Source organism: Mesorhizobium sp. M7A.F.Ca.US.008.03.1.1 (genome assembly GCF_003997495.1).
Classification (GTDB): domain Bacteria; phylum Pseudomonadota; class Alphaproteobacteria; order Rhizobiales; family Rhizobiaceae; genus Mesorhizobium.
Genome location: NZ_RZRU01000029.1, coordinates 29,139 through 53,656, shown reverse-complemented (window position 1 = coordinate 53,656; position 24,518 = coordinate 29,139). Strand labels below are relative to the sequence as shown.

The 24,518-nt window shown below is 63.8% G+C and carries 26 protein-coding genes and 1 pseudogene; 14 read left to right on the top strand and 13 right to left on the bottom strand.

Annotated features, from left to right (window positions below; all coding sequences use genetic code 11):
- The first annotated feature begins 1 nt into the window (after position 1).
- Positions 2-967, top strand: coding sequence for an ornithine cyclodeaminase family protein (locus EOA16_RS28825; RefSeq protein WP_127261180.1), 966 nt, complete (start codon positions 2-4; stop codon positions 965-967).
- On the opposite strand, the gene EOA16_RS28820 is transcribed toward EOA16_RS28825, so the two are convergent.
- The 3 genes from EOA16_RS28820 to EOA16_RS28810 all read right to left on the bottom strand — a co-directional run bounded on the left by EOA16_RS28820 (position 946) and on the right by EOA16_RS28810 (position 2,563).
- Positions 946-1,401 (bottom strand): EVE domain-containing protein, encoded by a 456-nt coding sequence (locus EOA16_RS28820; protein ID WP_127261179.1) that lies wholly within the window; start codon positions 1,399-1,401, stop codon positions 946-948. The two genes, EOA16_RS28825 and EOA16_RS28820, sit on opposite strands and share 22 nt — an antisense overlap.
- Positions 1,398-1,793: a VOC family protein gene (locus EOA16_RS28815; RefSeq protein ID WP_127261178.1), complete on the bottom strand. Its 396-nt coding sequence runs from the start codon at positions 1,791-1,793 to the stop codon at positions 1,398-1,400. The genes EOA16_RS28820 and EOA16_RS28815 overlap by 4 nt, the downstream gene beginning before the upstream one ends.
- A gap of 77 nt (positions 1,794-1,870) precedes the next feature.
- The gene (locus tag EOA16_RS28810; protein ID WP_127261177.1) at positions 1,871-2,563 is read right to left on the bottom strand and encodes a YafY family protein; all 693 of its coding nucleotides are present in this window, start codon (positions 2,561-2,563) and stop codon (positions 1,871-1,873) included.
- Between the two features lie 136 nt (positions 2,564-2,699).
- Between EOA16_RS28810 and EOA16_RS28805 the strand changes: the two genes are divergently transcribed.
- From EOA16_RS28805 to EOA16_RS28780, 6 genes are all read left to right on the top strand, one after another.
- Positions 2,700-3,794 carry a class I SAM-dependent rRNA methyltransferase gene (locus EOA16_RS28805; protein WP_127261176.1) on the top strand — a complete coding sequence of 365 codons (1,095 nt, stop codon included), beginning with the start codon at positions 2,700-2,702 and terminating at the stop codon, positions 3,792-3,794.
- Positions 3,791-4,648 carry an RNA methyltransferase gene (locus tag EOA16_RS28800; protein WP_127261175.1) on the top strand — a complete coding sequence of 286 codons (858 nt, stop codon included), beginning with the start codon at positions 3,791-3,793 and terminating at the stop codon, positions 4,646-4,648. The genes EOA16_RS28805 and EOA16_RS28800 overlap by 4 nt, the downstream gene beginning before the upstream one ends.
- Positions 4,649-4,661: 13 nt before the next feature.
- A complete protein-coding gene (gene lspA / locus EOA16_RS28795; protein WP_127261174.1) occupies positions 4,662-5,150 on the top strand; it encodes a signal peptidase II in 489 nt (162 codons plus the stop codon).
- A 57-nt stretch (positions 5,151-5,207) separates the two neighbouring features.
- Positions 5,208-6,197: an MDR family oxidoreductase gene (locus EOA16_RS28790; RefSeq protein WP_127261173.1), complete on the top strand. Its 990-nt coding sequence runs from the start codon at positions 5,208-5,210 to the stop codon at positions 6,195-6,197.
- Between the two features lie 141 nt (positions 6,198-6,338).
- The gene (locus tag EOA16_RS28785; RefSeq protein WP_127261172.1) at positions 6,339-8,633 is read left to right on the top strand and encodes a PAS domain-containing hybrid sensor histidine kinase/response regulator; all 2,295 of its coding nucleotides are present in this window, start codon (positions 6,339-6,341) and stop codon (positions 8,631-8,633) included.
- A gap of 182 nt (positions 8,634-8,815) precedes the next feature.
- Positions 8,816-9,691 carry a GNAT family N-acetyltransferase gene (locus EOA16_RS28780; protein WP_023812526.1) on the top strand — a complete coding sequence of 292 codons (876 nt, stop codon included), beginning with the start codon at positions 8,816-8,818 and terminating at the stop codon, positions 9,689-9,691.
- A gap of 136 nt (positions 9,692-9,827) precedes the next feature.
- Here EOA16_RS28780 and EOA16_RS28775 read toward each other — a convergent pair whose 3' ends face one another.
- Both EOA16_RS28775 and grpE read right to left on the bottom strand, forming a co-directional pair.
- Positions 9,828-10,460, bottom strand: a complete 633-nt coding sequence (locus EOA16_RS28775; RefSeq protein ID WP_127261171.1) for a trimeric intracellular cation channel family protein — start codon at positions 10,458-10,460, stop codon at positions 9,828-9,830.
- Positions 10,461-10,589: 129 nt separating this feature from the next.
- Positions 10,590-11,225, bottom strand: a complete 636-nt coding sequence (grpE, locus tag EOA16_RS28770; RefSeq protein ID WP_127261170.1) for a nucleotide exchange factor GrpE — start codon at positions 11,223-11,225, stop codon at positions 10,590-10,592.
- A 238-nt stretch (positions 11,226-11,463) separates the two neighbouring features.
- Here grpE and EOA16_RS28765 point away from each other — a divergent pair, with 238 nt between their 5' ends.
- The 3 genes from EOA16_RS28765 (at position 11,464) to EOA16_RS28755 (ending at position 13,292) form a co-directional block, all read left to right on the top strand.
- Positions 11,464-11,664: a hypothetical protein gene (locus EOA16_RS28765; RefSeq protein WP_127261169.1), complete on the top strand. Its 201-nt coding sequence runs from the start codon at positions 11,464-11,466 to the stop codon at positions 11,662-11,664.
- Positions 11,665-11,763: 99 nt separating this feature from the next.
- Positions 11,764-12,141 (top strand): hypothetical protein, encoded by a 378-nt coding sequence (locus tag EOA16_RS28760; protein WP_024502835.1) that lies wholly within the window; start codon positions 11,764-11,766, stop codon positions 12,139-12,141.
- 128 nt (positions 12,142-12,269) lie between these two features.
- Positions 12,270-13,292, top strand: a complete 1,023-nt coding sequence (locus EOA16_RS28755) for a fatty acid desaturase (protein WP_127261167.1) — start codon at positions 12,270-12,272, stop codon at positions 13,290-13,292.
- Between the two features lie 5 nt (positions 13,293-13,297).
- On the opposite strand, the pseudogene EOA16_RS33595 reads toward EOA16_RS28755, so the two are convergent.
- The 6 genes and pseudogenes from EOA16_RS33595 to cysG form a co-directional block, all read right to left on the bottom strand.
- A pseudogene (locus EOA16_RS33595) lies at positions 13,298-13,471 on the bottom strand (lycopene cyclase family protein); the annotation flags it as partial.
- Between the two features lie 94 nt (positions 13,472-13,565).
- Positions 13,566-14,099, bottom strand: a complete 534-nt coding sequence (locus EOA16_RS28745; protein WP_127261166.1) for a DUF934 domain-containing protein — start codon at positions 14,097-14,099, stop codon at positions 13,566-13,568.
- 111 nt (positions 14,100-14,210) lie between these two features.
- The gene (locus tag EOA16_RS28740) at positions 14,211-14,975 is read right to left on the bottom strand and encodes a phosphoadenylyl-sulfate reductase (protein WP_127261165.1); all 765 of its coding nucleotides are present in this window, start codon (positions 14,973-14,975) and stop codon (positions 14,211-14,213) included.
- The gene (locus EOA16_RS28735) at positions 14,950-16,620 is read right to left on the bottom strand and encodes a nitrite/sulfite reductase (RefSeq protein ID WP_127261164.1); all 1,671 of its coding nucleotides are present in this window, start codon (positions 16,618-16,620) and stop codon (positions 14,950-14,952) included. The genes EOA16_RS28740 and EOA16_RS28735 overlap by 26 nt, the downstream gene beginning before the upstream one ends.
- 42 nt (positions 16,621-16,662) lie before the next feature.
- Complete coding sequence (locus EOA16_RS28730; protein ID WP_127261163.1) at positions 16,663-16,968, bottom strand: DUF2849 domain-containing protein; 306 nt, start codon at positions 16,966-16,968, stop codon at positions 16,663-16,665.
- Complete coding sequence (gene cysG / locus EOA16_RS28725) at positions 16,965-18,416, bottom strand: siroheme synthase CysG (RefSeq protein ID WP_127261162.1); 1,452 nt, start codon at positions 18,414-18,416, stop codon at positions 16,965-16,967. The genes EOA16_RS28730 and cysG overlap by 4 nt, the downstream gene beginning before the upstream one ends.
- 420 nt (positions 18,417-18,836) lie before the next feature.
- Between cysG and EOA16_RS28720 the strand changes: the two genes are divergently transcribed.
- Both EOA16_RS28720 and ybaL read left to right on the top strand, forming a co-directional pair.
- Positions 18,837-19,286, top strand: a complete 450-nt coding sequence (locus tag EOA16_RS28720; protein WP_127261161.1) for a host attachment family protein — start codon at positions 18,837-18,839, stop codon at positions 19,284-19,286.
- Positions 19,287-19,508: 222 nt separating this feature from the next.
- Positions 19,509-21,299 (top strand): YbaL family putative K(+) efflux transporter, encoded by a 1,791-nt coding sequence (ybaL, locus tag EOA16_RS28715; protein ID WP_127261160.1) that lies wholly within the window; start codon positions 19,509-19,511, stop codon positions 21,297-21,299.
- Positions 21,300-21,369: 70 nt separating this feature from the next.
- Here ybaL and EOA16_RS28710 read toward each other — a convergent pair whose 3' ends face one another.
- On the bottom strand, positions 21,370-22,179 hold the full coding sequence (locus tag EOA16_RS28710) for a helix-turn-helix transcriptional regulator (RefSeq protein ID WP_127261159.1): 810 nt from the start codon (positions 22,177-22,179) through the stop codon (positions 21,370-21,372).
- A 114-nt stretch (positions 22,180-22,293) separates the two neighbouring features.
- On the opposite strand from EOA16_RS28710, the gene EOA16_RS28705 reads away from it, so the two are divergent.
- Positions 22,294-23,214 (top strand): zinc-binding dehydrogenase, encoded by a 921-nt coding sequence (locus tag EOA16_RS28705; protein ID WP_127261158.1) that lies wholly within the window; start codon positions 22,294-22,296, stop codon positions 23,212-23,214.
- Between the two features lie 13 nt (positions 23,215-23,227).
- On the opposite strand, the gene EOA16_RS28700 is transcribed toward EOA16_RS28705, so the two are convergent.
- Entirely contained in the window at positions 23,228-23,980 is a 753-nt protein-coding gene (locus EOA16_RS28700; RefSeq protein ID WP_023812510.1) for an SDR family oxidoreductase, read from the bottom strand.
- Between EOA16_RS28700 and EOA16_RS33685 the strand changes: the two genes are divergently transcribed.
- A complete protein-coding gene (locus EOA16_RS33685) occupies positions 23,877-24,509 on the top strand; it encodes a nuclear transport factor 2 family protein (protein WP_348630376.1) in 633 nt (210 codons plus the stop codon). The genes EOA16_RS28700 and EOA16_RS33685 overlap by 104 nt on opposite strands.
- The last annotated feature ends 9 nt before the right edge of the window (positions 24,510-24,518 follow it).

The following is a 24,518-nucleotide window of genomic DNA, read 5'->3' as shown; positions in this document are numbered from 1 at the left end:
CATGCTGACCATTTCGGCCGCAGAGGTCGACCATGCGCTGACCTTTCCCGGACTGGTCGAGACGCTGCGCACGGCGTTTCGCGACGGCGCGGTGCAGCCGGTCAGGCACCATCATACGATCGAGCGGCCCGACGGTGCGGCCTCCACCCTGCTTTTGATGCCGGCCTGGACCGATCTCAACGCGGCCGGCACGTCGGCCGGCGGTCACGTCGGCGTCAAGATCGTCACCGTGTCGCCCGACAACAATGCCATCGGCAAGCCGGCAGTGATGGGGCTCTATCTCCTGCTCAATGGCGCCACCGGCGAACCTGAAGCCTTGATCGACGGCCAGCGGCTGACACAGTGGCGCACCGCCTGCGCCTCCGCACTCGCTGCATCCTATCTCGCCTGCGACGATGCCTCGCGGCTGCTGGTGGTCGGCGCCGGCGCGCTGTCGCCCTTCCTCGCCAAGGCGCACTCAGCCGTGCGGCCGATCAAGACCATCCGCATCTGGAACCGCACCCCGGCCAATGCCGAGAAAGTCGTGGCCGATCTGCGCGCCGAAGGCTTCGCGGCCAGCGCCGCAAGTGATCTCGATGCCGAGCTTGGGCAGGCCGACATCGTCGCCTCGGCAACGATCACGACGACGCCGTTGATCAAGGGCGCATTGTTGCGGCCAGGAACCCATGTCGACCTGGTCGGCGGCTTTACGCCGACGATGCGCGAGAGCGACGACGACGCGATCCGGCTCGCCCGCGTCTATGTCGACACCCGCGCCGGCGCCACCAAGGAAGCCGGCGACATCGTCCAACCGCTGGCCTCCGGCGTTCTGAAGCCGGAAGCCATCATCGCCGATCTGCACGAATTGGCGCGTGGCCAGAAGAAGGGCCGCGAGAGCGCCGGTGAGATCACGCTGTTCAAGTCGGTCGGCGCGGCGCTCGAGGATCTTGCCGCCGGCATTGCCGTCTACAAGGCGCTCACGGCGTAGTTTACCATTGTACCCAATTTGGCGCCCATCGCCTCGGCTATCACACGAAAATCGTGATCCCCGATTTCAAAAAGGCCAAAGCGAAGCTGATAACCCCAGTTCGACTTGGCCACGGTGAAGTCCAGCCTGTCGAGCAGCGGCTTGATCGGCGCTTCCTCGGCCTTGGCCCACGCCACATCGCGACGAAACGGCGTGAAGCCAGCGCCCATATCGCCCTGATAGGGCTCCCCTTCCCGCACCGTGCCGATCGCCGTGAAGGCCTGCAGGCCATCTTTCTCGCCCAAAACAGTGGTCGGCGAATAGTAGACGATGCCATCGCCTGGCTTGACGCGACGCAGCGGCGCCGCCTTGCCGTGGTTGACCTGCATGAAGCCGGCTGCGCGACCACGCCGGACATGTTCGGCCGACGCCACCGCGATCCAATACGCGCTCATTTCTGGTCACCATTGGCCTGTTCGCCGTCCGACAGCCAATAGACGCGCAGGCGATGATTGTCGGGATCGAGCGCGACAAAAGTACGGCCGAAATCCATGTCGGTCGGCGTCTGCAGGATTGTCAGCCCTCGCCCGGACCAGTCGGCATGGGTGGCGTCGACCGCATCGGGCGTATCCAGCGCAAACACGATTTCGGCGCCACCGCCTGACGTGGCGGCTGCCGGCTCAACCGTGTGACGCGACCACAGGCCGAGCTTGAAGCCGGCATCGAGCACGAACAGTACGAAGGTCGGCGAACTTTCGACCGGCTCACGGCCGAGCAGCGCGCTGTAGAAGGCAGCGCTCTGCTGCGGCTGGTCGACATAGAGGATGACGAAATTCGGGGTGGCCATATCTGCTCTCCAAGGTGTTTCAGCGTTTCGACTTGGCGAACATAAAATGCACTACTGTCAGTTTCTGGCAGCAGTCGTCATGATGAGCCACGCGGCTTGTCCAGCGTCGCCCGCCATTCCTTGAGAAGCGCCTGGCGACGACGCGGGTAGCGCGTGTCTGTTGCTTGGAGTTCGGCGATGCGATCGGCGCGAAAATGCCGGAAATCCTGCCGCATCTCGCACCACGCCACCACCACCCGCACCTTGTCGAAGAACCCCAGCGCGAACGGCCAGACCACACGTTCGGACGCGGCGCCGCCGGCGTCGCGGTAGAGAAAGCCAAGCTTGCGCTCGTTGCGGATGGCCTGCCGCACCAGACCAAGATCGATGCCCTCGATCGCCGCGGCGGGAGGCCCGACCAGCAGTGTGCTCGCGTCGAGATCCTCGCGCAGATCGTCCGGCAGCACGGCGGCGATCTTGGCCAACGCGTTGGCGGCGGCGGCCGAGAGACGCTGGTCCGGCTGCTTGGCGACCCAGCGCGAGCCGAGCACGATGGCTTCGATCTCCTCGTCGCTGAACATCAGCGGCGGCAGCATGAAGCCGGGCTTCAGCACATAGCCCAGCCCGGCCTCACCCTCGATCGGCGCACCCTGGCCCTGCAGCGTCGCGATGTCACGGTAGAGCGTGCGGATCGAAATCCCGAGTTCATCGGCCAGCGCCCGCCCGCTCACCGGCCGGCGATGCCGGCGCAGGCACTGGATCAGGTCGAGCAGGCGTTCGGAGCGGGACATCCAGCAGATTTGCCTGTTTCTTTGACATTGGTCCATCGCCAGCCGACATAAACCGGAGAAGCCGTCGCGTCGGAGTTGGTTGCGAAGCGGGTTGCCCTATGTCAAAAGCGGCCACGCCGTTCGGAGTTGCCCCCGCTTGAAGTCTTTTCGCGACAAACGACGCGACAACCGTCCACATCCATCCGCGAAGGGTGCGGCGGACGTGTCACGTCCGCGTCCCGGCCAGGCTCCTGCCAGATCGGAAGCGCCACCGCGCGAGCGCCATGAGGCGAAGACGGAAAGTCGTTCCGAACCGAACTCGGCGCCACGCATCCTGGCCCGCCGCGAAGGCGCTCTGCCCACCGAACATCTTCCCATGATCCTGGAAGTGGCGCCCAATGCCGATTATGCGCTGCTCGACAGTGGCACCGGCCAAAAGCTCGAACAATATGGTCCCTACCGTATCGTGCGGCCCGAGGGTCAGGCGATCTGGCAAAAGGCCTTGCCGGCAAAGGAATGGGAGCGCGCGGACGCCGTCTTCACCGGCGACACCGACGAGGAGGGCATCGGCCGCTGGCGTTTTCCCAAGCTGCCACTCGGCGAGACCTGGCCGATGAAGCATGACGGCATTGACTATCTCGGCCGTTTCACCTCGTTTCGTCATGTCGGCGTCTTTCCCGAGCAGGCCTCCCACTGGGACCACATGGCCGGCCTGATCGCGGCGGCGAAGCGGCCGGTCAAGGTGCTGAACCTGTTCGGCTATACCGGTCTCGCTTCATTGGTGGCGGCTCGCGCCGGCGCCGAGGTCACCCATGTCGATGCCTCGAAGAAAGCGATCGGCTGGGCCCGCGAAAATCAGGAGATGGCCGGCCTCGGCAGCAAGCCGATCCGCTGGATCGTCGACGACGCGGTCAAATTCGCCGAGCGCGAGGAGCGCCGCGGCAGCCGCTATGACATCATCCTGTTCGACCCGCCGGCCTATGGTCGCGGCCCCAAGGGCGAGGTCTGGCAATTGTTCGAGGACCTGCCTGAGTTGACCGATCTCTGCCGGGCGATCCTGACGCCGAAGCCGCTTGCCGTGGTGCTGACCGCCTATTCGATCCGCGCCTCCTTCTTCGCCATCCACGCCTTGATGCGCGATACCTTTGCCGGCATGGGCGGCAAGATTGAATCGGGTGAGCTGATCATTCGTGAAAAGTCCGCCGGCCGGGCGCTCTCGACCTCGTTGTTTTCGCGTTGGGTGGCTGAATGAACGAGCGGCATGCAGGCGCACCTGGCCAGGTGAAGGAGGTCACCAGCCTCGCCAATCCGCTGGTCAAGGACATCAAGGCGCTCGCTCAGAAGAAATTCCGCGACCAGCAGAACGCCTTTATGGCCGAGGGGTTGAAGCTGGTCATCGATGCGCTCGATCTCGGCTGGCAGATCAGGACATTGGTTTTCGCCAAGGCCGGGCGCGGCAACGCGGCGGTGGAGAAGGTGGCCGCACGCACGGTTGCCGCCGGCGGCATGGTGCTCGAAGTGTCGGAAAAGGTGCTTGTCGCCATCACCCGCCGCGACAATCCGCAAATGGTCGTCGGCGTCTTTTCGCAAAAATTCCTCGCCTTGAAGGATGTCCGCGCCGACAATGGCGACGTCTGGGTGGCTCTCGATCGGGTGCGCGATCCCGGCAATCTCGGCACTGTCATCCGCACCGTCGATGCCGTCGGCGCCAAAGGCGTCATCCTGGTCGGCGACACCACCGATCCTTTTTCGGTGGAGACGGTGCGCGCCAGCATGGGTTCGATCTTTGCCGTGCCGGTGGCCAAGGCGACGACCGAGGCTTTCCTTGCCTGGCGGGGCGGCTTCTCAGGCCTCGTCGCCGGCACCCACCTGAAAGGCACCGTCGACTACCGCTCGGTCGATTTTTCCCGCGGGCCCGTGCTGCTGATGATGGGCAACGAGCAGCAGGGGCTGCCCGAAAGCCTGGCTGCGAGCTGCGACAGGCTGCTCAGGATTCCGCAAGCGGGCCGTGCCGATTCGCTCAATCTGGCGGTTGCCACCGGCATCATGCTGTTCGAGATACGGCGCGGCGCGCTGAAGCTCGAGCCAATCCTGGACCAGCAATGAAGGTTGCCTGCCCGTGAGATCATGGTCTCCCTACGCACTGTTCGTCGTCGCGGCCATCGCGCTCGACCAGTGGATAAAATACCTGGTCGAGGCCGATCTGCCTTTTCAGGAGAAGGTTGATCTGTTGCCCTTCCTGGCGCTGTTTCGCACCTACAACACCGGCATCGCCTTCTCGATGTTCTCATCCTTCGGCGACACCGGGCTGATCGTCATTTCGCTTGCCGTCGTTGCCTTCGTGCTGTTCCTGGCGACGCGGATCGCGCCGTCCCAGATCCTTGCCCGCACCGGTTTTGCGCTGATCGTCGGCGGCGCGCTCGGCAATCTGATCGACCGCGCCGTCTACGGCCACGTCATCGACTACATCCTGTTCCACACGCCAGTCTGGTCCTTCGCCGTCTTCAACCTTGCCGACGCCTTCATTTCGGTGGGCGCGGCACTGGTCGTATTCGATGAGCTGTTCGGCTGGCGGCGCGAGCCCAAGGCCAGGCCTTCCAACGATTGACCCCGTGCAGCCATCGCCGCACAGTTCATGTCGCCAAACAAGATCGCGGAGAAAGACATGTCCGAAACCTTCAAAGCCATCCTCGTTTCGCGCGACGCCGAGAAAAAGCAGTCGGTCAGCGTGACTGATCTCACCGAGGCCGATCTGATGGAAGGCGATGTCACCGTCGCGGTCGAGGCAACGACGGTGAACTACAAGGATGGTTTGGCGATTACAGGCAAGGCGCCGGTGATCCGCCGCTGGCCGCTGGTGCCGGGCATCGATTTCGCCGGCACCGTCATCTCGTCTTCCCATCCCGACTGGCGCGCCGGAGACAAGGTCATTCTGAACGGCTGGGGCGTCGGCGAAACCCATTTCGGCGCCTATGCCGGCCGCGCCCGCGTCAAAGGCGACTGGCTGGTGCCGCTGCCGCAAGGCATCAGCCCGCATGACGCGATGGCCGTCGGCACCGCAGGCTATACCGCCATGCTCTGCGTCATGGCCCTGGAGCGGCACGGCATCCTGCCCGATCGCGGCCCGGTGGTGGTGACGGGGGCGGCCGGCGGCGTCGGCTCGGTCGCGGTCTCGATCCTGTCCAGCCTCGGCTACCATGTCATTGCTTCCACCGGCCGCAATGCCGAAAGCCCCTTTCTGATCGACCTTGGCGCCGCCGAAGTGATATCGCGCGACGAGCTTGCCCAGCCTGCCAAGCCGCTGGCCAAGGAGCGCTGGGCCGGCGGCGTCGACGCCGTTGGCAGCCACACGCTGGCCAATGTGCTCTCGATGACATCCTATGGCGGCGCGGTCGCCGCCTGCGGCCTGGCCGGCGGCATGGACCTGCCGGCCAGCGTCGCGCCCTTTATCCTGCGCGGCGTCTCATTGCTCGGCATCGATTCGGTGATGGCGCCGAAAGCAGTCCGCCTCGAGGCATGGCGCCGCATCGGCACCGACCTCGATCTGCAGAAGCTCGCCAGCCTGTCCAGCACCATAGGGTTCGACGGCATCGTCGATGCCGCGCGCGACATCGTCGACGGCAAGATCCGCGGCCGCGTCGTCGTGGATATGTGACTCCGCCCAACCGCCGGAAGGGCGGATGCAATCGCCAGATCTGGTGGCAAACCCGCCGCGCCTTGGCAAAAAGCGCTCATCCGCTAAAATTCGAACGATCCGCCGCAATTTTCCATAATCTCTGTCTGGCAAGGATTTCGCATGATCGCGGAATCCGGCAACCAACAGGCGGACACTGGCGACGATGTCGATGCGGTGCTCCCGCCGGCTTCGACGCGGCGCTTTGTCGCCGCGCCGCCGCTGGTGCCCGAGCCGGAATTCTCCAGGCGCGAAAGCCTGCCCTTTCTGACATTCGTCGCCATCGTGATGGTGATAGCCGGGCTGGCGCATCTGACCGGGGCACCGATCTTCATCAGCGTCGCATTACTGGCAACCGGCCTTGCCGGCCTTGCCATGCATCTGCGCGCCAGCCGGAGCGAACATCGCACCTCCGCCCTTCTTGACGAAACCACTGCCCGCAGCCGCGCCGAGATCGAGACGCTGGCCGACCGCATGTGGGAGATGCAGGAGAGCGACGAGCGCTTTCGCGGCCTGATCGATGCGCTCGGCGACCTCGTCATTCATCGCAACCGTGACGGCTACATCGTCTATGCCAACAAGGTCTTCGCCGATCTCGTCGAAACCGATCAGCGCGACCTTGCCGGCAAGACTCTGGCAGACCTCGGCATCGAGGTCGGCATCGTCCCCGATGCCGCCTTTTCCGACCATGAGTGCCTGAGTTCCACCGATGTCGCCATCAATACACCGAGCGGCCCGCGTTGGTTCTCCTGGATCGAACTGTCGGTACGTGACAAGGACAGCGGTTCGGTTTCGCATCGCGCCATCGCCCGCGACATCACCGCCCGCAAACGCGCCGAATCCTCCCTGATCACCGCACGCGAACGGGCCGAATATGCCAGTCAGGCCAAATCGCGCTTCCTCGCCACCGTCAGCCATGAAATCCGCACCCCGATGAACGGCATCATGGGCATGGCCAGGCTGCTGGCCGACACCAGCCTGTCGCCGGAACAGCAGACCTATGTCGGCGCAGTCTCGACGTCGGCCAGCGCATTGCTTGCCCTGATCGAGGATCTTCTCGACTATTCCAAGATCGAAGCCGGGCGCTTCGACCCCGAGCCGCAGCCGATGTCGGTGCGAGAGATCGCCGACAACATCATCGAATTGCTGGCAGCGCGCGCCTTCGCCAAGGGTATCGGGCTGGGTTGCCATGTCGAACCCGACGTGCCGCAATTGATCACCGCCGATCCAGGCAAGGTCAGGCAGGTGCTGCTCAACCTCATCGGCAACGCCATCAAGTTCACCGACAGCGGCGGCGTGCTGGTGAGCATTGCACGAGCACGCACCGAAACCAGCGACCGCATATGCTTCACCATCGCCGATACTGGTCCGGGCCTGCGTGATGCCGACTTGGAGCGCATTTTCGAGGAGTTCGAGCAGGCCGACGGCACGTCGACGCGCACACATGGCGGGGCCGGCCTCGGCCTTGCCATCTCCAGGCGCCTGGTGGCCGCCATGGGCGGCACGATCTCGGTATCCAGCCGGCTTGGCCAAGGATCCGAGTTCGTCTTCGAAATCCCTGCGATAGCGGCCACCGAAGCGCCGCAGGGCCGCCAGAATGCTCTCTCGGGCAGACGCGCCGTAATCCTGTCGAAGAACGCCGTCGAGGCCGACGCCATCGCCCGCACCATCCGCGCCAATGGCGGCGCGGTCGACATCGCCACCACTGCCGCACAGGCCGCGCCTTTCGCCGCCGGCTGCGATGCGATCCTGGTCGATGCAGCGATGGAAGAAGGCGACGGAAGGCTGCTCAAGCGCCTGCGCCAGGGCGGTTTCTCCGACTGTGAGGCGATCACGTTGATCGCGCCGACAGATCGCGGCATGCTTGGCGAGTTCCGCGCCAGCGGCTACGCAACCTTCCTGGCCAGGCCGGTGCGTGGCGGAACACTTCTGCGTGTGCTGTTGAGCAGCCATGCTCCAAGCCACGGCCCGCCGCAGCCGGAAAAGCGCGGCGCTCCGTCGCTGCGCACCGTCGGCATCCGCCAGCGCGGCCTGTCGGTGCTGATTGCCGAGGACAATGACATCAACGCCATGCTGGCCCGCGCCACGCTGCTGAAGGCCGGGCATCGCGTCAAGGTGGTCGGCAACGGCAAGGCCGCCGTCGAGGCTGTCACCGGCGCCGCGCACAAGGACCGCTTCGACGTGGTCTTGATGGACCTGCACATGCCGGTCATGGACGGGCTGGACGCGATCGCCGCCATCCGCCGCCATGAGGAAGAAAGTGCCGTGCGGCCGGTGCCGATCATGGTGCTGTCGGCCGACAGCCAGGAAAAGACCCGCCATGCAGTGCTGGCCCATGGCGCCAGCGGCTTTGTCACCAAGCCGCTCGACCCCGAGGCGCTGGTCAATGCCGTCGAGGGTCAGGTCGTCGCGGCCTGAGCTTTCCACCGCCCATTCCGCACCGCGCGATCACGTAAACGTAGCCGGTTGATCGTATTCGCCAGCCGACGAAGTATTGCCCACGACGTCGTATCACGGTACTGTCACAATCCTGTTGCACCTACACCGTATCCCCGTGCCAAGAGGGATGGCTCGAAGGAGAATCACTCGTGCATACAGTTATGCCGGAATGTGACACTCGGCCGAACGCCAGCAGCGCCTTGCTTGCCGGACGTAACGTCGATTCCGTCATAAAGGGCGCGGCGCTTGGCCGTATAGGCAATCTTGAAGTGCGGCTCGCTCGCAACGAGGCCGAGATCGCGGCCGCGCAGGAAGTGCGCTACCGGGTGTTCTACGACGAACTTGGCGCCAGGAAGGACCTGTTCCAGGCTCATGACCGCCGTGACGCCGACCGGTTCGATCCGCTCTGCGACCATTTGCTGGTTTTGGACACCACGCTTTCCGGTCCCGAACATCGCCGCATCGTCGGCACATATCGGCTGCTGCGGCAAGAAATCGCGGCCACGGCCGGCGGGTTCTATTCGGAAGGTGAATTCGAGCTGACCAAGCTCATCGCCCGTCACCCCGGCCAGCGTTTCCTTGAACTCGGCCGCTCCTGCGTTTTGCCGGAATACCGCTCGAAGCGCACCATCGAGGCCTTGTGGCAAGGCATCTGGGCTTACATCAACCATTATGAAATCGGTGTGATGACCGGTTGCGCTTCCTTCCACGGCACCGTGCCGGCGGCGCATGCCGAGGCGCTCACCTATCTCGCCCACCACTGCCGCACCAATTCGGCCTGGGACGTGCGCGCGGTGTCCGGGCGCTACTGCTCGATGGACCTGATGCCGATCGAGGCCGTCAATGCCAAGGCGGCGATCGCCGCAATGCCGCCTCTGGTCAAGGGCTATCTGCGCGTCGGTGCCCGCATCGGCGATGGTTGCGTCATCGATCGCGAATTCTCGACGGTCGATGTGTTCGTCGTGATGCCGGTCAAGGAGATCGGCGCACGCTACGTCAACTATTATGGCGGCGAAGCCCAGCGCTTCGCTGCGTGAAGCCGATAGTCAGTAGTCAGTAGTCAGTAGTCAGTAGTCAGTAGCGAAGACGCCACGAATCACGCCCCTCTGCTACTGACTGGCCTACTCCCTACTCCCTACTCCCTACTCGCTACTCGCTACTCGCTACTCGCTCTCACAAAATATCTTCCGGCCGCCGGCCGGGTCGGCTCTTGTAGGACGGAAACGACCAGCCGAATCTGAGCGCACCACCGCGCACGAGGAACGCCGCCGCAAAACCGGCGAGGTCCGAGGCGAGCGGCGGCAGTCCGGCAAGATCGCCAAGCGTGTAAAGGCCGGCACCCGCAAGGGCCGCCGTGACGTAGATTTCGGGCCTGAGCAGCACTGATGGCTCGCCGGCAAGGAGATCGCGCAGAATGCCGCCGAAAGTGGCGGTGAGCACGCCGGTGATGACGGAGACGACCGGCGAACCGGTAATTGCAAGCCCCTTGGCCGCGCCCATCACCGAAAAGGCGGCGAGCCCGACGGCGTCGAGCCAGAGCAGCCATTTCCAGCGCGATTCGACACGATGCGCGCTGAAGAAGACCAGCACCGCAACCGCGGCGCAGACCAGCACATAGCCGGAGTTGGCGACCCAGAAAACCGGCAGGTTGAGGATGACGTCGCGAAGCGTGCCGCCGCCTATCCCGGTGACGCTGGCCAGGAACAGGAAGCCGATAATGTCGAGCTGCTTACGCGAAGCCGCAAGCGCCCCGGTCGCCGCGAAGACGGCGACGCCGGCATAGTCGAGAAGCGCGATGGGGTTCATGGCAGGCCAAGGGAGTAAGGGAATAGGGGAGTAAGGGAGTAAGGGAGTAAGGGAGTATGTTTACCACGAAGCCACGCGATTGGGACGACTCCCCTACTCCCCTACTCCCCTACTCCCCTATTCCCTTACCTAAGCATCCTTCTCAGCCTGTTCATTGACAGGCCCCGGCTCGACCGATGCTTCGGCGGCGGCGAACTTCGGACCACCCTTGGCGACGCCGACCATGGCCGGGCGCAGCACGCGGTCGCCGATCGAATAGCCCGGCTGCACGACCTGGACCACGGTGTTGGCCGGGACATCCGGATTGAGCACTTCGAACATCGCCTGGTGGAAATTGGGATCGAACTTCTCGCCTTCAGGCGCGAGCTTCTTGACCCCATGCCGTTCCAGCGCCGACAGCATGGCGCGCTCGGTGAGGTCGACGCCTTCGATCAGCGCCTTGAAGCCGGCGTCACCCGCTGCCTTGGCCTCGGCAGGAATCGCATCCAGCGCGCGGCGCAGATTGTCCGACACCGACAACATGTCGCGGGCGAAATTCGCGACCGCGTAGGTGCGCGCATCGTGCACATCGCGCGCCGTGCGGCGACGCAGGTTTTCCATCTCGGCCGCCACGCGCAGCGCGCGGTCCTTCAGCTCCTCATTTTCCTTCAGCAGCCGCACAAGGGCTTCATAGTCACCGTCGGTGCTGCCTTCCGTGCGCTCGGCTGTGGGCTCGGTCGCCTCGACTTCATCGGGCGCGCGTTCGTCTTTTGCCTGGTCGCTCATCGCCATTTCCCGTCAATCTCGAATGATGTGGATTTTGTGCCCGATATCGATGTTTGGCGGCCAAAAATCAAGGGGTAAGCGATTACGGAAGCCGCCGGCCAAGGCCGGACAATGACAGCAAGACATTTCGATTTTAATTCAAATTTTACCCTAACTCCCGCCTTTGCTTGCCACGAAGGCAGTATGGGGGAACCATTCCCTTACTGGAGGAGTTTCGAAGCCGACACGGGATTTTGAGATGATGACCCGCAACATGGGCGAAAATACAGAAGGGCTGGCCATCGAGGTCAGGCGCCAGTTGGGTGGCGAGGCGGTGACCCGCTTTCTGCGCACCTTGCCGGCCTTCCGCACCGAGGCCGACATTCCCGACCGGCTCAGAGAACTGCTCGACCGCCTCGATGGGGCGGAGCGCGGTGACATCGGCTGGCGCCGCGGGTAACGCAACAATCGATCTTGGCAGCAAACCTCCTATCGGCAATAGCCGCGGAGAGCCGAACCATCTAAGGATAGATGGGTTGTGGTTCAAATGGAGGACGTAATGCGCAAGGTTTCGATTACCTCATCGCTGATGGCGCTTGTCGGCCTCGGCGCCATCACCTTGGCGGCCTTTCCGGCACAAGCAGACAATCTGCAGCTGCAATTGGGCAAACATGGCCCGCGGCTGAAGCTCATGGAAGATTGCGACCCCGCCTACGACGATTGCGAAGGCCCCCGTCGCGACGATCGGCGCGACCGCCGTCAACGAGGCTGCACGGAAGACCGGGCTCTCGACAAGGCAGACCGAATGGGCATCCGCCGCGCAAGGATAGAGTCGGTCGGCCGCCGGGAAATCACGGTCCGCGGCAGACAGGGTGGCGACCGCGTGCGCGTGACTTTTGGCACCGAGCGCGGCTGTCCTATCCTCGATCGCGAATAGCGGTCGACGTCATCAGCAGGTCGGGCTGGCGGTTGGCTGGCTCGACCGCCAAGCCACGCGACAATTACGCACAGTAATTTTGCGTGATGTTGCCTTGCGGCGGCGAGGCACCGCGCCTATGCTTCCTGATGAACATCATTTCCCCTGAGGCGGTCGCCAACAGCAAGCGCGCCTGGCTGAAGATTCTCGCCCGCTACAAGAAGCCTGACAGGCGGCGCAGCGCCGTCGAGCTCGCCATCACCCTCATCCCATTCGCCATACTCTGGGGACTGTCCTCGGCGGCCTATGCCTATGGCCATTGGTGGGGATTGATCCTCATCCTCCCCGCGGCCGGGTTTCTGGTGCGCATCTTCATGATCCAGCACGATTGCGGCCACGGCTCCTTCTTCGCCAATCGCTACGCGGACGACTGGATTGGCCGCGCGCTCGGCATCCTGACGCTGACGCCCTACGATTGCTGGCGGCGCGCCCACGCGACGCACCACGCCAGCGCCGGCAATCTTGACGAACGCGGCATGGGCGACATCCGGACGCTGACCGTTGCAGAATACCGGCAGATGTCATGGCGGGGCCGCCTTGCCTACCGTCTTTATCGCCACCCGCTGGTGATGTTCGGGCTCGGACCGATCTGGCTGTTCATCTTCGAGCAGAGGCTGCCCGTCGGCATGATGCGCGGCGGCCTGACCCCTTGGGTGTCGTCGATGACCACCAATCTTGGCATCGCGGTCGCAGCGGCCATTCTCATCTGGTTCGTCGGTCCCGGCGCGTTCCTGGTGGTCCATCTGCCGATCGTCATCCTCGCCGGTTCGGCCGGCATCTGGCTGTTCTACGTCCAGCACCAGTTCGAGGAAACGGAATGGGCGAAGGATGTCGACTGGGAATTCCAGCACGCAGCCTTGCACGGATCGTCCTATTACGATCTCCCGCCGGTGCTGAACTGGTTCACCGGAAACATCGGTGTCCATCACGTCCACCACCTCTCCGCCAAGGTGCCGTGCTACCGGTTGCAGGAAGTGCTGCGGGATTATCCCGAGCTGCGCGACATCGGCCGTGTCACGCTGCTCGAAAGCCTGCGCTGCGTCAAACTGGCGTTGTGGGACGAGAACCGCCGCAAGCTGGTGTCGTTCCGCGAGGCACGGGCGGCGACTTAAGCATTCCTGGGCCGGCCGGACAGCATGCCGATAATGCCAGCCGGAGCGCGGATCAGCATATCCCTGCCCTCGCCGCCAGCTTCGATAAGGCAGACCGTTTTCGAGGGATCTTCCGAAAGCCGTGCGGCAAGCGCGCAGCCGGCGGACCCACCGCCGGCTATGACATAGTCGTAACGCATGAAGACCCCTTGATCATTCCACGGATTTTCATCCGGATGCTCAAGAGAAGGCTTGAACAGGGGCGTTGTAAAGACGCGCGGAATTACCGCAACGTCAGCTGCTGCGAACGCGTCGCCAGGAGTATTTCGGGCCTTTTGGTTCCGGCACGGCGGCTGGCTGGTAGTAGAGCCCCAATCCGCCGGTGCGGCCCTCCTCCAGGCGCTTCAACAGCACGGGGTTCGATATCTCGAACTCGTCGAAGCCCAGCCGCAGCATATGCGGCAGTTGGTCGACCAGCACCTGGCCGGTGGCGCGAACGGCACCTTCGAAATGGTAGCGGCCGCGCAGCAGCTCTCCCTTGGAGAAGGAGCGGCCGTCGCTGAAGGCCGGAAAAGCCAGCGCCACCAGCGACAGCTGGTCGAGCAGGTCGGCGATCTTCTCGAGCTGATCACCCGGCTGCAGCAAGACCCCGAGCCGTTCCTTGGCCGAGCGGCGCACCTCCGGATCGAGATCGAGGAAGACTTGCAACGGCAGGATGAAGCGGCCGTTGCCGGACAGCGCATCGGCGCTTTCGGCATGCGTCCACTCATCCTCGTGAAAACCCGCGGGGGTCCAGAGTCGGGTCTCCGGTGTCGTCGGTCCAGTCATAAAGATTCCTAAAGCCCCAAGATCCAGGTCCGCTGAAAGTCCATCCCACGCAAAACCGGCGGCCTCCGGATGAAGGTCGCCGTTCGCAGGCCGGCTGAATTTCAGCATACCCTATAGTGATGCGTCGGTCAGCGACTTCTCCAGCCCCGACAGGTGAATGCCGCACTCGGTCTTGGCATGACCGGCCCAGCGACCGCTGCGCGCGTCCTCGCCCGGCTGCACCGGCTGCGTGCACGGGAAGCAGCCGATCGACAGATAGCCATAAGCGACCAGCGGATTTTCGCGCAGCGCATGCGCGCGCATATAGTCGGCCTGGTCCGATGTCGTCCAATGCGCCAGCGGATTGATGCGGATGCGCGGACCGACCGCCTCGAACACCGGCAGCGCTGCCCGCGTCGCGGCCTGAAAACGCTTGCGGCCGGTGAGCCAGGCACGAAATGGCGCGACACCGCGCGCCAGCGGCTCCACCTTGCGCACGTCGCAGCAGGCGTCGGTGTTGCTCTGATGCAGATTGCCCGTCGGATCGATCCGTTCGAGTGCTGCTTCCTCGGGTTTGATCACCCTTATATTGGTCAACCCGAAATCGGCGGCGAGCGCGTCGCGATAGCCGAGCGTCTCCTCGAAATGCTTGCCGGTGTCGAGGAAGATGACCGGCAGTGTCCGATCGATCTTGGCGATCATGTGCAGCAGCACAGCCGAATCCGCGCCGAACGACGACACCGCGGCGATCTCGTCGAGGAATAGTTCGCGGGCCGAGCGTTCGATGATCTCGAGCGGCTTCAGATGACCATAAAGCGCATCGAGCCCCGCCGCCTTGGCGGCGATGCCGTTATCGACGTCTCCAATACGGTCAAGCGGCCTTGGCTTCGCCAGCATAGAGCGCCTCCTTGAACGGCGCGGGACCGACTCGGCGGTAGGCGTCGATGAATTTCTCTTGTGGGTCGAGCCGGAGGCCGAGATAGGTCTCGACGATCAGCTCGATGGCGTCGGTGATCTCTCCCGACGAGAAGCCGCGGCCGATGATCTCGCCGACCGAGGTGTTCTCGTCGGCCGAGCCGCCCAGCGTCACCTGATAGAGTTCGGAGCCCTTCTTCTCGACCCCGAGGATGCCGATGTGGCCGACATGGTGATGACCGCAGGCGTTGATGCAGCCGGAGATCTTCAGCTTCAGTTCGCCGATCTCGCGCTGCCGTTCCAGCGAGGCGAAGCGGCGCGAGATTTCCTGCGCGATCGGGATCGAGCGCGCCGTGGCCAGCGCGCAATAATCGAGGCCCGGGCAAGCGATGATGTCCGATATCAGGTTGGAGTTGGCTGTCGCCAGACCGATGCCGACCAGCGCGTCATAGACGGCCTTGAGGTCGGCGCGGGCCACATGCGGCAGGATCAGGTTCTGTTCATGGCTGACACGTAGCTCGTCAAAGCCATATTTCTCGGCGATGTCGGCGACCGCTTCCATCTGGCTGTCCGAGGCGTCGCCGGGCACCTCGCCGATGCCCTTCAGCGAGATCGTCACCGCCGCATAGTCGGGATGGCGGTGCGTCACGACATTCTGATCGAGCCACTCCGAGAACCCCTTGGAATCGAGCCGCGCCAGCTTGACCGCCTGGTCGCCTCCCGCCCGCCCAGTGAGCGCCGGTGGCGCGAAATAGGCCTCGATGGCGCGGATGTCGGCTTCCGGCAGCTTCAGCTCGGCGTCCTTCAACTCCTGCCACTCGGCCTCGACCTGACGGGTGATCTCCTCGACGCCGGTCTCATGGACGAGGATTTTGATGCGCGCCTTGTACTTGTTGTCGCGGCGGCCATAGAGGTTGTAAACGCGCAGGATCGCCGTGCAGTAGGACAGAAGGTCGGCTTCCGGCAGGAAGTCGCGGATTTTCCGCGCAACCATTGGCGTGCGGCCCTGGCCGCCGCCGATATAGACGGCGAAACCGAGTTCGCCGGCAGCGTTCTTCTTCAGGTGCAGGCCGATGTCGTGGGTCTGGATGGCGGCACGGTCGCGCTCGGCACCCGTCACCGCGATCTTGAACTTGCGCGGCAGGAACGAGAATTCCGGATGCACCGACGACCACTGGCGCAGGATTTCCGCATAGGGACGCGGATCGGCGACCTCGTCGGCGGCGGCCCCGGCGAAGTGGTCGGCGGTGACGTTGCGGATGCAATTGCCGCTGGTCTGGATGGCGTGCATCTCGACGCTCGCGAGATCCGCCAGGATCGCCGGAATATCCGACAGCGCCGGCCAGTTGAACTGGATGTTCTGGCGCGTGGTGAAATGTCCGTAGCCCTTGTCGTATTTGCGGGCGATGTGACCAAGCATCCGCAACTGCTTGCCGTTCAGCGTGCCGTACGGCACCGCGATGCGCAGCATGTAGGCATGCAGTTGAAGATAGACGCCGTTCATCAGCCTCAGCGGCCGGAACTGGTCCTCGGTGATCTCGCCCGCAAGACGGCGCTGCACCTGGTCGCTGAACTCGGCGACGCGGGCCTGGACAAAATCGTGGTCGAACTCATCGTAACGGTACATGCTTGGTCTTTCAGGGCGCGTCCGCCCATGCCTGGTGTCTTGTTATGCTGCCCAATTTGCCTGCTTGGCAGCCTGCTTGCCGAGATCGTTGCGGATGGTCGGGCCGGCGGCGCGGATCTTCTCGCGCAGCCGCACCGGTTGGACGACGCCGTTGACGACTTCAGCGTCGATCAAATTGACGTCGACCACTTCGTTGGCGGCATAGGCCTTGGCGCCGATCGCCTCGAGCCTGTCCTCGGCCGCCTTGTCATGGGCGAGGTCGGCATGGTCCACCGTCTCGGCCCAGCCGCCATCGGCGTACCAGACGGCAATGCCGTCGGTGAGGCGGTTGGCGGTCAGTATCTTCATTGCTGAACTCCTTCGGCGATCGAACTGGACGCGCCTTCGTGCCTGTGTGCCGCCAGCGGCTCGGATCGTTCAAAGTTGGCGCCGGCGACCGCATCGCCGATGATGGTCATGACCGGGCCGGAAAGATCGGCGCGCGCCTCCAGCGACGGCAGGTCGGCAAGCGTGCCGTGGAAGCGCCGCCGGTTGGCGAGGCTGGCATTCTCGACCACGGCCACCGCCGTGTCTGGCGACAGACCGGCCTCGATCAGCCGTCCAGCAACCTCGGCGGCCACCGAGCGGCCCATATAGACGGCGACGGTGGCGCCGGAAATGGCGAGCTTGGCCCAGTCGGGCAGCGAATTGCCCTTGAGGTCGTGGCCGGTGGTGAACACCATCGACGAGGAGACACCGCGCAAGGTCAGCGGCAGTTCGAAATCGGCGGCGGCGGCAAAAGCCGCGGTGACGCCCGGAACCACCTCATAGGCGATGCCGGCATCGCGAAGTGCCGCCATCTCTTCGCCGGCCCGGCCGAACACCAGCGGATCGCCCGACTTAAGCCGCACGACACGCTTGCCTTCACGGCCAAGCTCGACCAGCAGCGCGTTGATCTCAGCCTGGCTCTTGGTGTGGCAGCCCTTGCGTTTTCCGACCGGCAGTCGCTCGGCATCGCGGCGCCCCATGGCAACGACCGCCTCGGGCACCAGCGCGTCATGGACAATGACATCTGCTTCCATCAGCAGACGATGGGCGCGCAGGGTCAAAAGATCCTCGGCGCCCGGACCGGCGCCAACCAGCGCGATGTGACCGCAAGCGGGCGTGTTCGACAGCAAAAGATCGACGGCGGCGTCATGCGCCTGCGAAAGCTGGCCGGCTTCAGCCGCGCGCGCAGGAGCACCGGAGAAGAAATCATTCCAGAAGCGGCGGCGGGCATTGCCTCTCGGCAACAGCTTCTCGGCAGCCCCGCGAAACGAAGCGGCAAGAATTGCCAGCGGCCCGAGCGATGGCGACAGCATGCGGTCGATGCGGCCGCGCAACATCTGGGCAAGCACCGGGCCTGCACCCTCGGTGCCGATGGCGATGGCGACCGGCGCGCGGTTGACCAGCGCCGGGGTGAAGAAATCGCAAAGCTCAGGCCGATCGACGGCATTGACCGGAATGCTTAGGCGGCGCGCATCCGTGGCCACCCGGCGGTCGAGTTCCTCGTCGCCGCTGGCGGCAAACACCATGATCGCGCCTTCGAGCTGCGATGCGTCGTAAGCTGCGGCAAAATGGGTCGCGCCGGCCTGGGCGACGAAGGCGAGCAGGTCGGGCTCGGCGTGTTCCGCGATGATCCGCAGGACCGCGCTCGATTGTCCGATCAGCCGTGCCTTGGCCAGCGCCTCTTCACCGCCGCCAACGATGGCCACGGCTTCGCCCTCGACCCGCATGAACACGGGGAAGGCGTTGAGCTTGGAAGCAGTGTGCGACATGGACGCGAGCGGAATCCTCAATGGGCCTGCAGTTCTACGCGCGGGCGCGAGAAACCAGAAGGAACGCACTCGCGCATCCCTTATCGGGATGCAATTGCTTTTCTGAAAGCGTCCCGGCCAAGAGAAAAATATTTCTCATTTACAGATAGAGCGGATTGAAGCTGCTGTCGCGGGCCTTTGAATTGCAGGTCTTTTAGCGCCCGGCGAGAAAAGCCGCAAAACCGTTTTTTCTAAATTCTACCAAATTAGTAGATTAAAGTCGCAACACTGGATAGCCAGAATGTCCAACGCCGACGCGAGTGTCGACTGGAACATTACCGGCTCGGGGTGCGTTCTCAAAATGCCCATCATGTCGGGTCGAAATCCGGCTATGGAATGCCAAGAAAAGGCCGCCACGCGGCCAAAAGGAGCCCTGTCATCATGAACACAATCTTACTCAAGCACGGTACCTGGGTCATGGTGGCCGATGGCGAGAAGGCGCTTTTCCTCAGGAACGCCGGTGACAACAAATATCCGAATCTCGAGGTGGTGCACGAAATGCAGCAGGACAACCCGCCCACCCGCGAGCAAGGCAGCGACAGCCCGGGCCGATACAATGATGGTCCCTCCGTGCATCGCAGCGCAGTCGAGGATACTGACTGGCACCGCATCGGCAAGGAGCGCTTCGCCGATGAAATCGCCGCCCGGCTCTACAAGCTCGCGCATGACGGCGAATTCCGCGAGATCGTGCTCGTCGCACCGCCCGTGGTGCTTGGGACAATGCGCAAAAAGCTGCACAAGGAGGTCGGGGACAAGGTGACCGCCGAAATTCCCAAGACATTGACCAACCATGCCATACCGGAGATCGAGGCCTTGCTGCGGGCAGCCTGATCATTGTCGATCGGCCCTGACCGATCGAGACGAATAGCACCGCACAAATTCCGATTTGGCCGGCAGTTTTTTCAGCTGCCGGTCAAATTTTGCGGCAGCGCCGTCGATTTCATGGCTTTGCGGGTTGCATCGCCGACATACCATCCACCATATTGCAAACAGGCGGCGGCTTTGGGCGGCGCTCATCCAACATCGCTGTTTTTGAAAGGCGCTCCATAGACAATGCCGCATGACACGCCCCTTATCGCCACCATCGTCGCCGGTCTGGGGCTGGCTTTCGTCTTCGGGGCTCTCGCCAACCGCTTCCGCATTCCGCCGCTGGTCGGTTATCTCGTAGCCGGCGTGCTGGTCGGGCCGAACACGCCTGGCTTCGTCGCCGATGCCGGCCTTGCCAACGAACTGGCCGAAATCGGCGTCATCCTCCTGATGTTCGGCGTCGGGCTGCACTTCTCGCTCAAGGATCTGCTGTCGGTGCGTGCCATCGCCGTGCCGGGCGCCATCGTCCAGATCGGCTTTGCCACCGCGCTTGGCGCCGGTCTTGCCTGGATGCTCGGCTGGTCGATGGGCGCGGGGCTGGTGTTCGGCCTGGCGCTGTCGGTCGCCTCGACCGTGGTGCTGCTGCGTGCCCTGCAGGAACGGCGGATGATTGAGACCGAGCGCGGCCGCATCGCCGTCGGCTGGCTGATCGTCGAGGATCTGGCCATGGTGCTGGCGCTGGTGCTGCTGCCGGCGCTCGCCGGCGTGCTCGGCGGTCAGGAGCAGGCCCATGCCAGCGGCCTGCTGTCGCTGCCGGCCAGCTACGGCATCTGGGGCGTCGTCGGCATCACGCTGGCCAAGGTCGCCGCTTTCGTCGTCGTCATGCTGGTGGTCGGCCGCCGGGTCATTCCCTGGATCCTGCACTATGTCGCCCATACCGGCTCGCGCGAACTGTTCCGGCTGGCGGTGCTCGCCATCGCGCTCGGCGTCGCCTTCGGTGCGGCAAAACTGTTCGGTGTCTCGCTGGCGCTGGGCGCCTTCTTCGCTGGCATGATCATGAGCGAATCCGAACTCAGCCACCGCGCCGCCGAGGAATCGCTGCCGCTGCGCGATGCCTTCTCCGTGCTGTTCTTCGTCTCGGTCGGCATGCTGTTCGACCCGTTCAGCCTGATCAGCAATGGCTGGCCGATCCTGGCGACGCTCGCCATCATCGTCATCGGCAAATCGTTGGCCGCGTTCGCCATCGTTGTTGCCTTCGGCTATCCCATCGCCACGGCGCTGATAATCTCGGCAAGCCTTGCCCAGATCGGCGAGTTCTCCTTCATCCTGGCTGAACTCGGCGTCGGGCTGAAGCTGCTGCCGGAACAGGGCCGCGACCTCATTCTGGCCGGTGCGATCCTGTCGATCGTCCTCAACCCGCTGATGTTCCTGGCCATCGACTGGATGAAGCCGTGGCTGGAACGGCGCGCCGCCAGGACGGCACCACCGGTCGAGGCAAAACCGGTTGGTCCGGCGACGGAGCCGGGCCAGGTAGCCTCTGTCGCGGCAACGACGAAAAAGGAGGACGGGCCGCCGCCAAAGACGGCACTCACCGGCCATGCCATCCTGATCGGCTACGGCCGTGTCGGTGGCCTGGTCGGCTCGGCGCTGAAGGACGCGGCACTGCCCTTTCTGGTCATCGAGGACGCCGACAAGACGCTGGCGAAGCTGAAAGCGGACAGCGTCGAGGCCGTCGCCGGCAATGCGGCCAATGCCGAAGTGTTCGCCGCCGCCAATCCCGAAGGCGCCAGCCGGCTGATCCTTGCCATCCCCAATGCCTTCGAAGCCGGCCAGATCGTGCTCCGTGCCCGCGCCGCCAATCCCGGTATCAACGTCATAGCCCGTGCCCATTCCGATGCCGAGGTCGAACATCTAAAGGGTTTGGGCGCCGATACGGTGATCATGGGTGAACGCGAAATCGCCCGCGGGATTGTGGAAGAAGTTCTCGGTTCCAAACCGGAGTTGAGGCGCGAGACCGCCGAGCCATCGGTGGCCTGAGTCCCGAAGCCCGAGCTGCACTCTCGCACGCTGGCAACGTGATCGGCTCGGCCACCCTTTCAAGCGAGCGTCACGCCACGAATGCGGAGCCGCCATTTTGCGCGATACCACTGAAGTATTTGGCCGGCGGCTTCCCAAGCGCCTTCTTGAACATGGTGATGAAGGCCGTAACGGAACCATAGCCGAGATCGCCCGAGACCTGCTGGACACTCTTGCCGGAAGCCAGTTCCCGAATTGCAACGATCAAGTGCAATTGCTGGCGCCAACACCCGAAACTCAGCCCTGTCTCCTTTGCCACAAGGCGGGCGAGACTGCTCTCGCTGAGCGCCACGCGGTTGGCCCATTCCGCCAGTGTGCTGCGGTCGGCAGGGTCTTGCGCCAGTGCTTCGGTGATCCGCCGCAAGCGAGGCTCGGATGAGATCGGCAGGTGTAACTGCTGGACAGGCATGCGTGGCAATTCGGTGAGCAGCATCTTGGTCAAGAGTTCGCCCCTCGCCTCGTCATCCTCCACCCGATCGGAAAGCTCGATGATCAATTCGCGCAGCAGTGGCGAGACCGAAAGCGTGCAGCACCGCTCCGGCAGATGGGCGGCTCCCGGCTCTATATAGACGAAAAAAATCCGGGCATTGGCGGTTGCGACATTGCTGTGTTCCATGCCGCCGGGAATCCACACCCCGCAATGCGGCGGTACCATCCATAGACCGCTTGGGACGCGACATGTGACGCTGCCTCCAAGTGCGAAGACGAGTTGGCCCTTGCGGTGCCGATGGGCGGCTACCTCCGCCCTGGTCTCGGGGACGTCGACGCGCACGGCAATCGCCAGCGCGGTGGGATCGTCCACATCGAAATCGAGCCAGGGGTAGCTGAGGGGCTGCTTCATGGTTGACGGTTTTTAGCGATCAATTGCCTTCATATCTAAATTATTCAAGGGCAAAAATCGATAGGGTCCACTTGCGAATGCGGTGCGTCCACACGCAGCCAGGAGGTATGAACCATGCTCGCCCTCGTTATCTCCTCCGACAGCGCGACCGGACTGAGGATCTCGGAGCGTGCCGAGCCTCAACCGGCCTCGAACGAGGCGCTTGTCTCGGTCCACGCAACCTCGTTGAACCGCGGCGAATTGCGCCTGCTCGCCATCCGCCCGACTGGCTGGATACCGGGTCAGGACATCGTTGGGGTTGTCGACAAAGCAGCAGCCGATGGTTCCGGGCCAGCCGTGGGCGCCCGAATTGCCGCTTTGGTCGACCAGGCCGGATGGGCTCAACGTGTCGCCGTTCCAACCGACCGTCTCGCGGTCCTGCCGGACGACGTCAGCTTTGCCGCCGCTGCCACGCTGCCAGTCGCGGGCACGACCGCGCTGAGGACGTTGCGCCATGGCGGCGACCTGGCCGGCCAGCAGGTCCTGATCACCGGTGCAAGTGGAGCGGTCGGTCGTTTCCAGATCCAGATCGCCCGCGAGCAAGGCGCCTCGGTGACCGCCATCGCCGCTGCCCGGCATGCCGACGATCTCCGCAGCCTTGGAGCCGGGCAGGTTGTCGAAGCGATCGAAATGGCCGAGGGACCGTTTTCGCTAATCACCGAGTCGGTGGGCGGCCAAAGCCTCGCACGCGCGATCGAACGCGTCGCACCTGGCGGGACCATCGTCATGTTCGGTTCGAGCAGTGGCGAACTGACGCCCATTGGATTCCGCCAGTTCGTTCCGGATCACGAAGGGGCGAGGCTTCAGACTTTTGCGTACTACACGTCTGGTCCAGGCATTGGCGAGGACATCGCCTCGCTGCTCGCTCTGGTCGCAGCCGGCCGGCTCGAAACGCGCGTGGCCTTGACGGCGCCGTGGACAGACATTGCGCAAGCCCTGGACGCACTACGGCAGCGCAGCTTCAGCGGCAAGGCTGTTCTCACAATAACCGGATGAGCATCCTGTTTTGTCACACGTGCTGGCCGCCATTGATGTGGATTTCCGAGCCGGTCACATAGGACGCTTGCTGCGAGCACAGGAAAAAGATGATGTCGGCGACTTCAGCCGTGGTGCCAAGGCGCCTGAGAGGAATGGTCTCGACGATCTTGTCCGTGCCCGGCGACAGGATCGCGGTGTCGATCTCGCCGGGCGCAATGGCATTGACGCGGATGCCGTGCGGGCCGAAATCATGTGCCATCTCGCGCGTCAGCGAGCCGAGCGCCGCCTTCGATGTCGCGTAGGCCGTGCCGGCGAAGGGATGCACGCGGGTTCCGGCGATCGAGGTTACGTTGACGATCGAGCCCTTGGCCGCCGCCAGTTCCTTGAACAGGCCGCGCGCCAGCATGATCGGCGCGAAGAAATTGACCTGGAACACGTCGCGCCAGACATGCATCGGCGTGTCGATCGAATCCATGCGGCTGTTGCCGTCCTTGAGCTTCGGCGAAATGCCGGCATTGTTGACCAGCGCATGCAGTTGACCTCCATGCGCTTCCAGCCGGTGGCGGATTTCGGAGACAGCGATGCCGACATCCTCCTGATCGGCGAGATCGACCTTGATGTGGTCTTCCGGCCCGGCCGGCCACGGGCAGTCCTCGGCGAAAGCCTGCCTGGAGCAGGTGATGACGCGCCAGCCCTCGCGCGAAAAACGCTTGACGGTGGCGTGGCCGATGCCGCGGCTGGCGCCGGTCAGCACGATGGTCTTTCGGGTGTCGAGCTCAGTCATTTCAAGGTCTCCGGCCGGCAGATGTAGCCGAACGCCGCCGAGGTGGCGAGAGGCCGAAATGTCACCATTCACCTCAAAAGGAGGAACCGGGAAGCCAGCTCGCCGTTGGTTCGGGAGTTGCAGGACAAGGGCGCGGGTTTCAGATCAAATCAATCGGACAAGAGCCATGACACGGACAGCGCCCCTCGACATAGCCACCGCCTTCACCAAGGCGTGGACAAGCCACGACCTCGAAAAGGCAGCATCCTTGGTCGCCGACGACGTCGTCTTTGATGGGCCGATGCAGCAATCGACCGGCAAGGAACCCTATCTCGAGGGCCTGACCAAACTTTCACAGGATGTGACCGGTGTGCGCATGATCGCGGCCTTCGGAGACGACCACCAGGCGCTGCTTATGTATGACTTGATGACAAAATCGTCCGGCGCGCTTTCCTGCGCCAAGCACCTCACCATCAGCGATGGCAAGATTCACAGCGACAAACTGACCTTTGACAGCAAGAAGTTGGGCAGCGCCAAGCCACGGAATTAGCGGATCGGA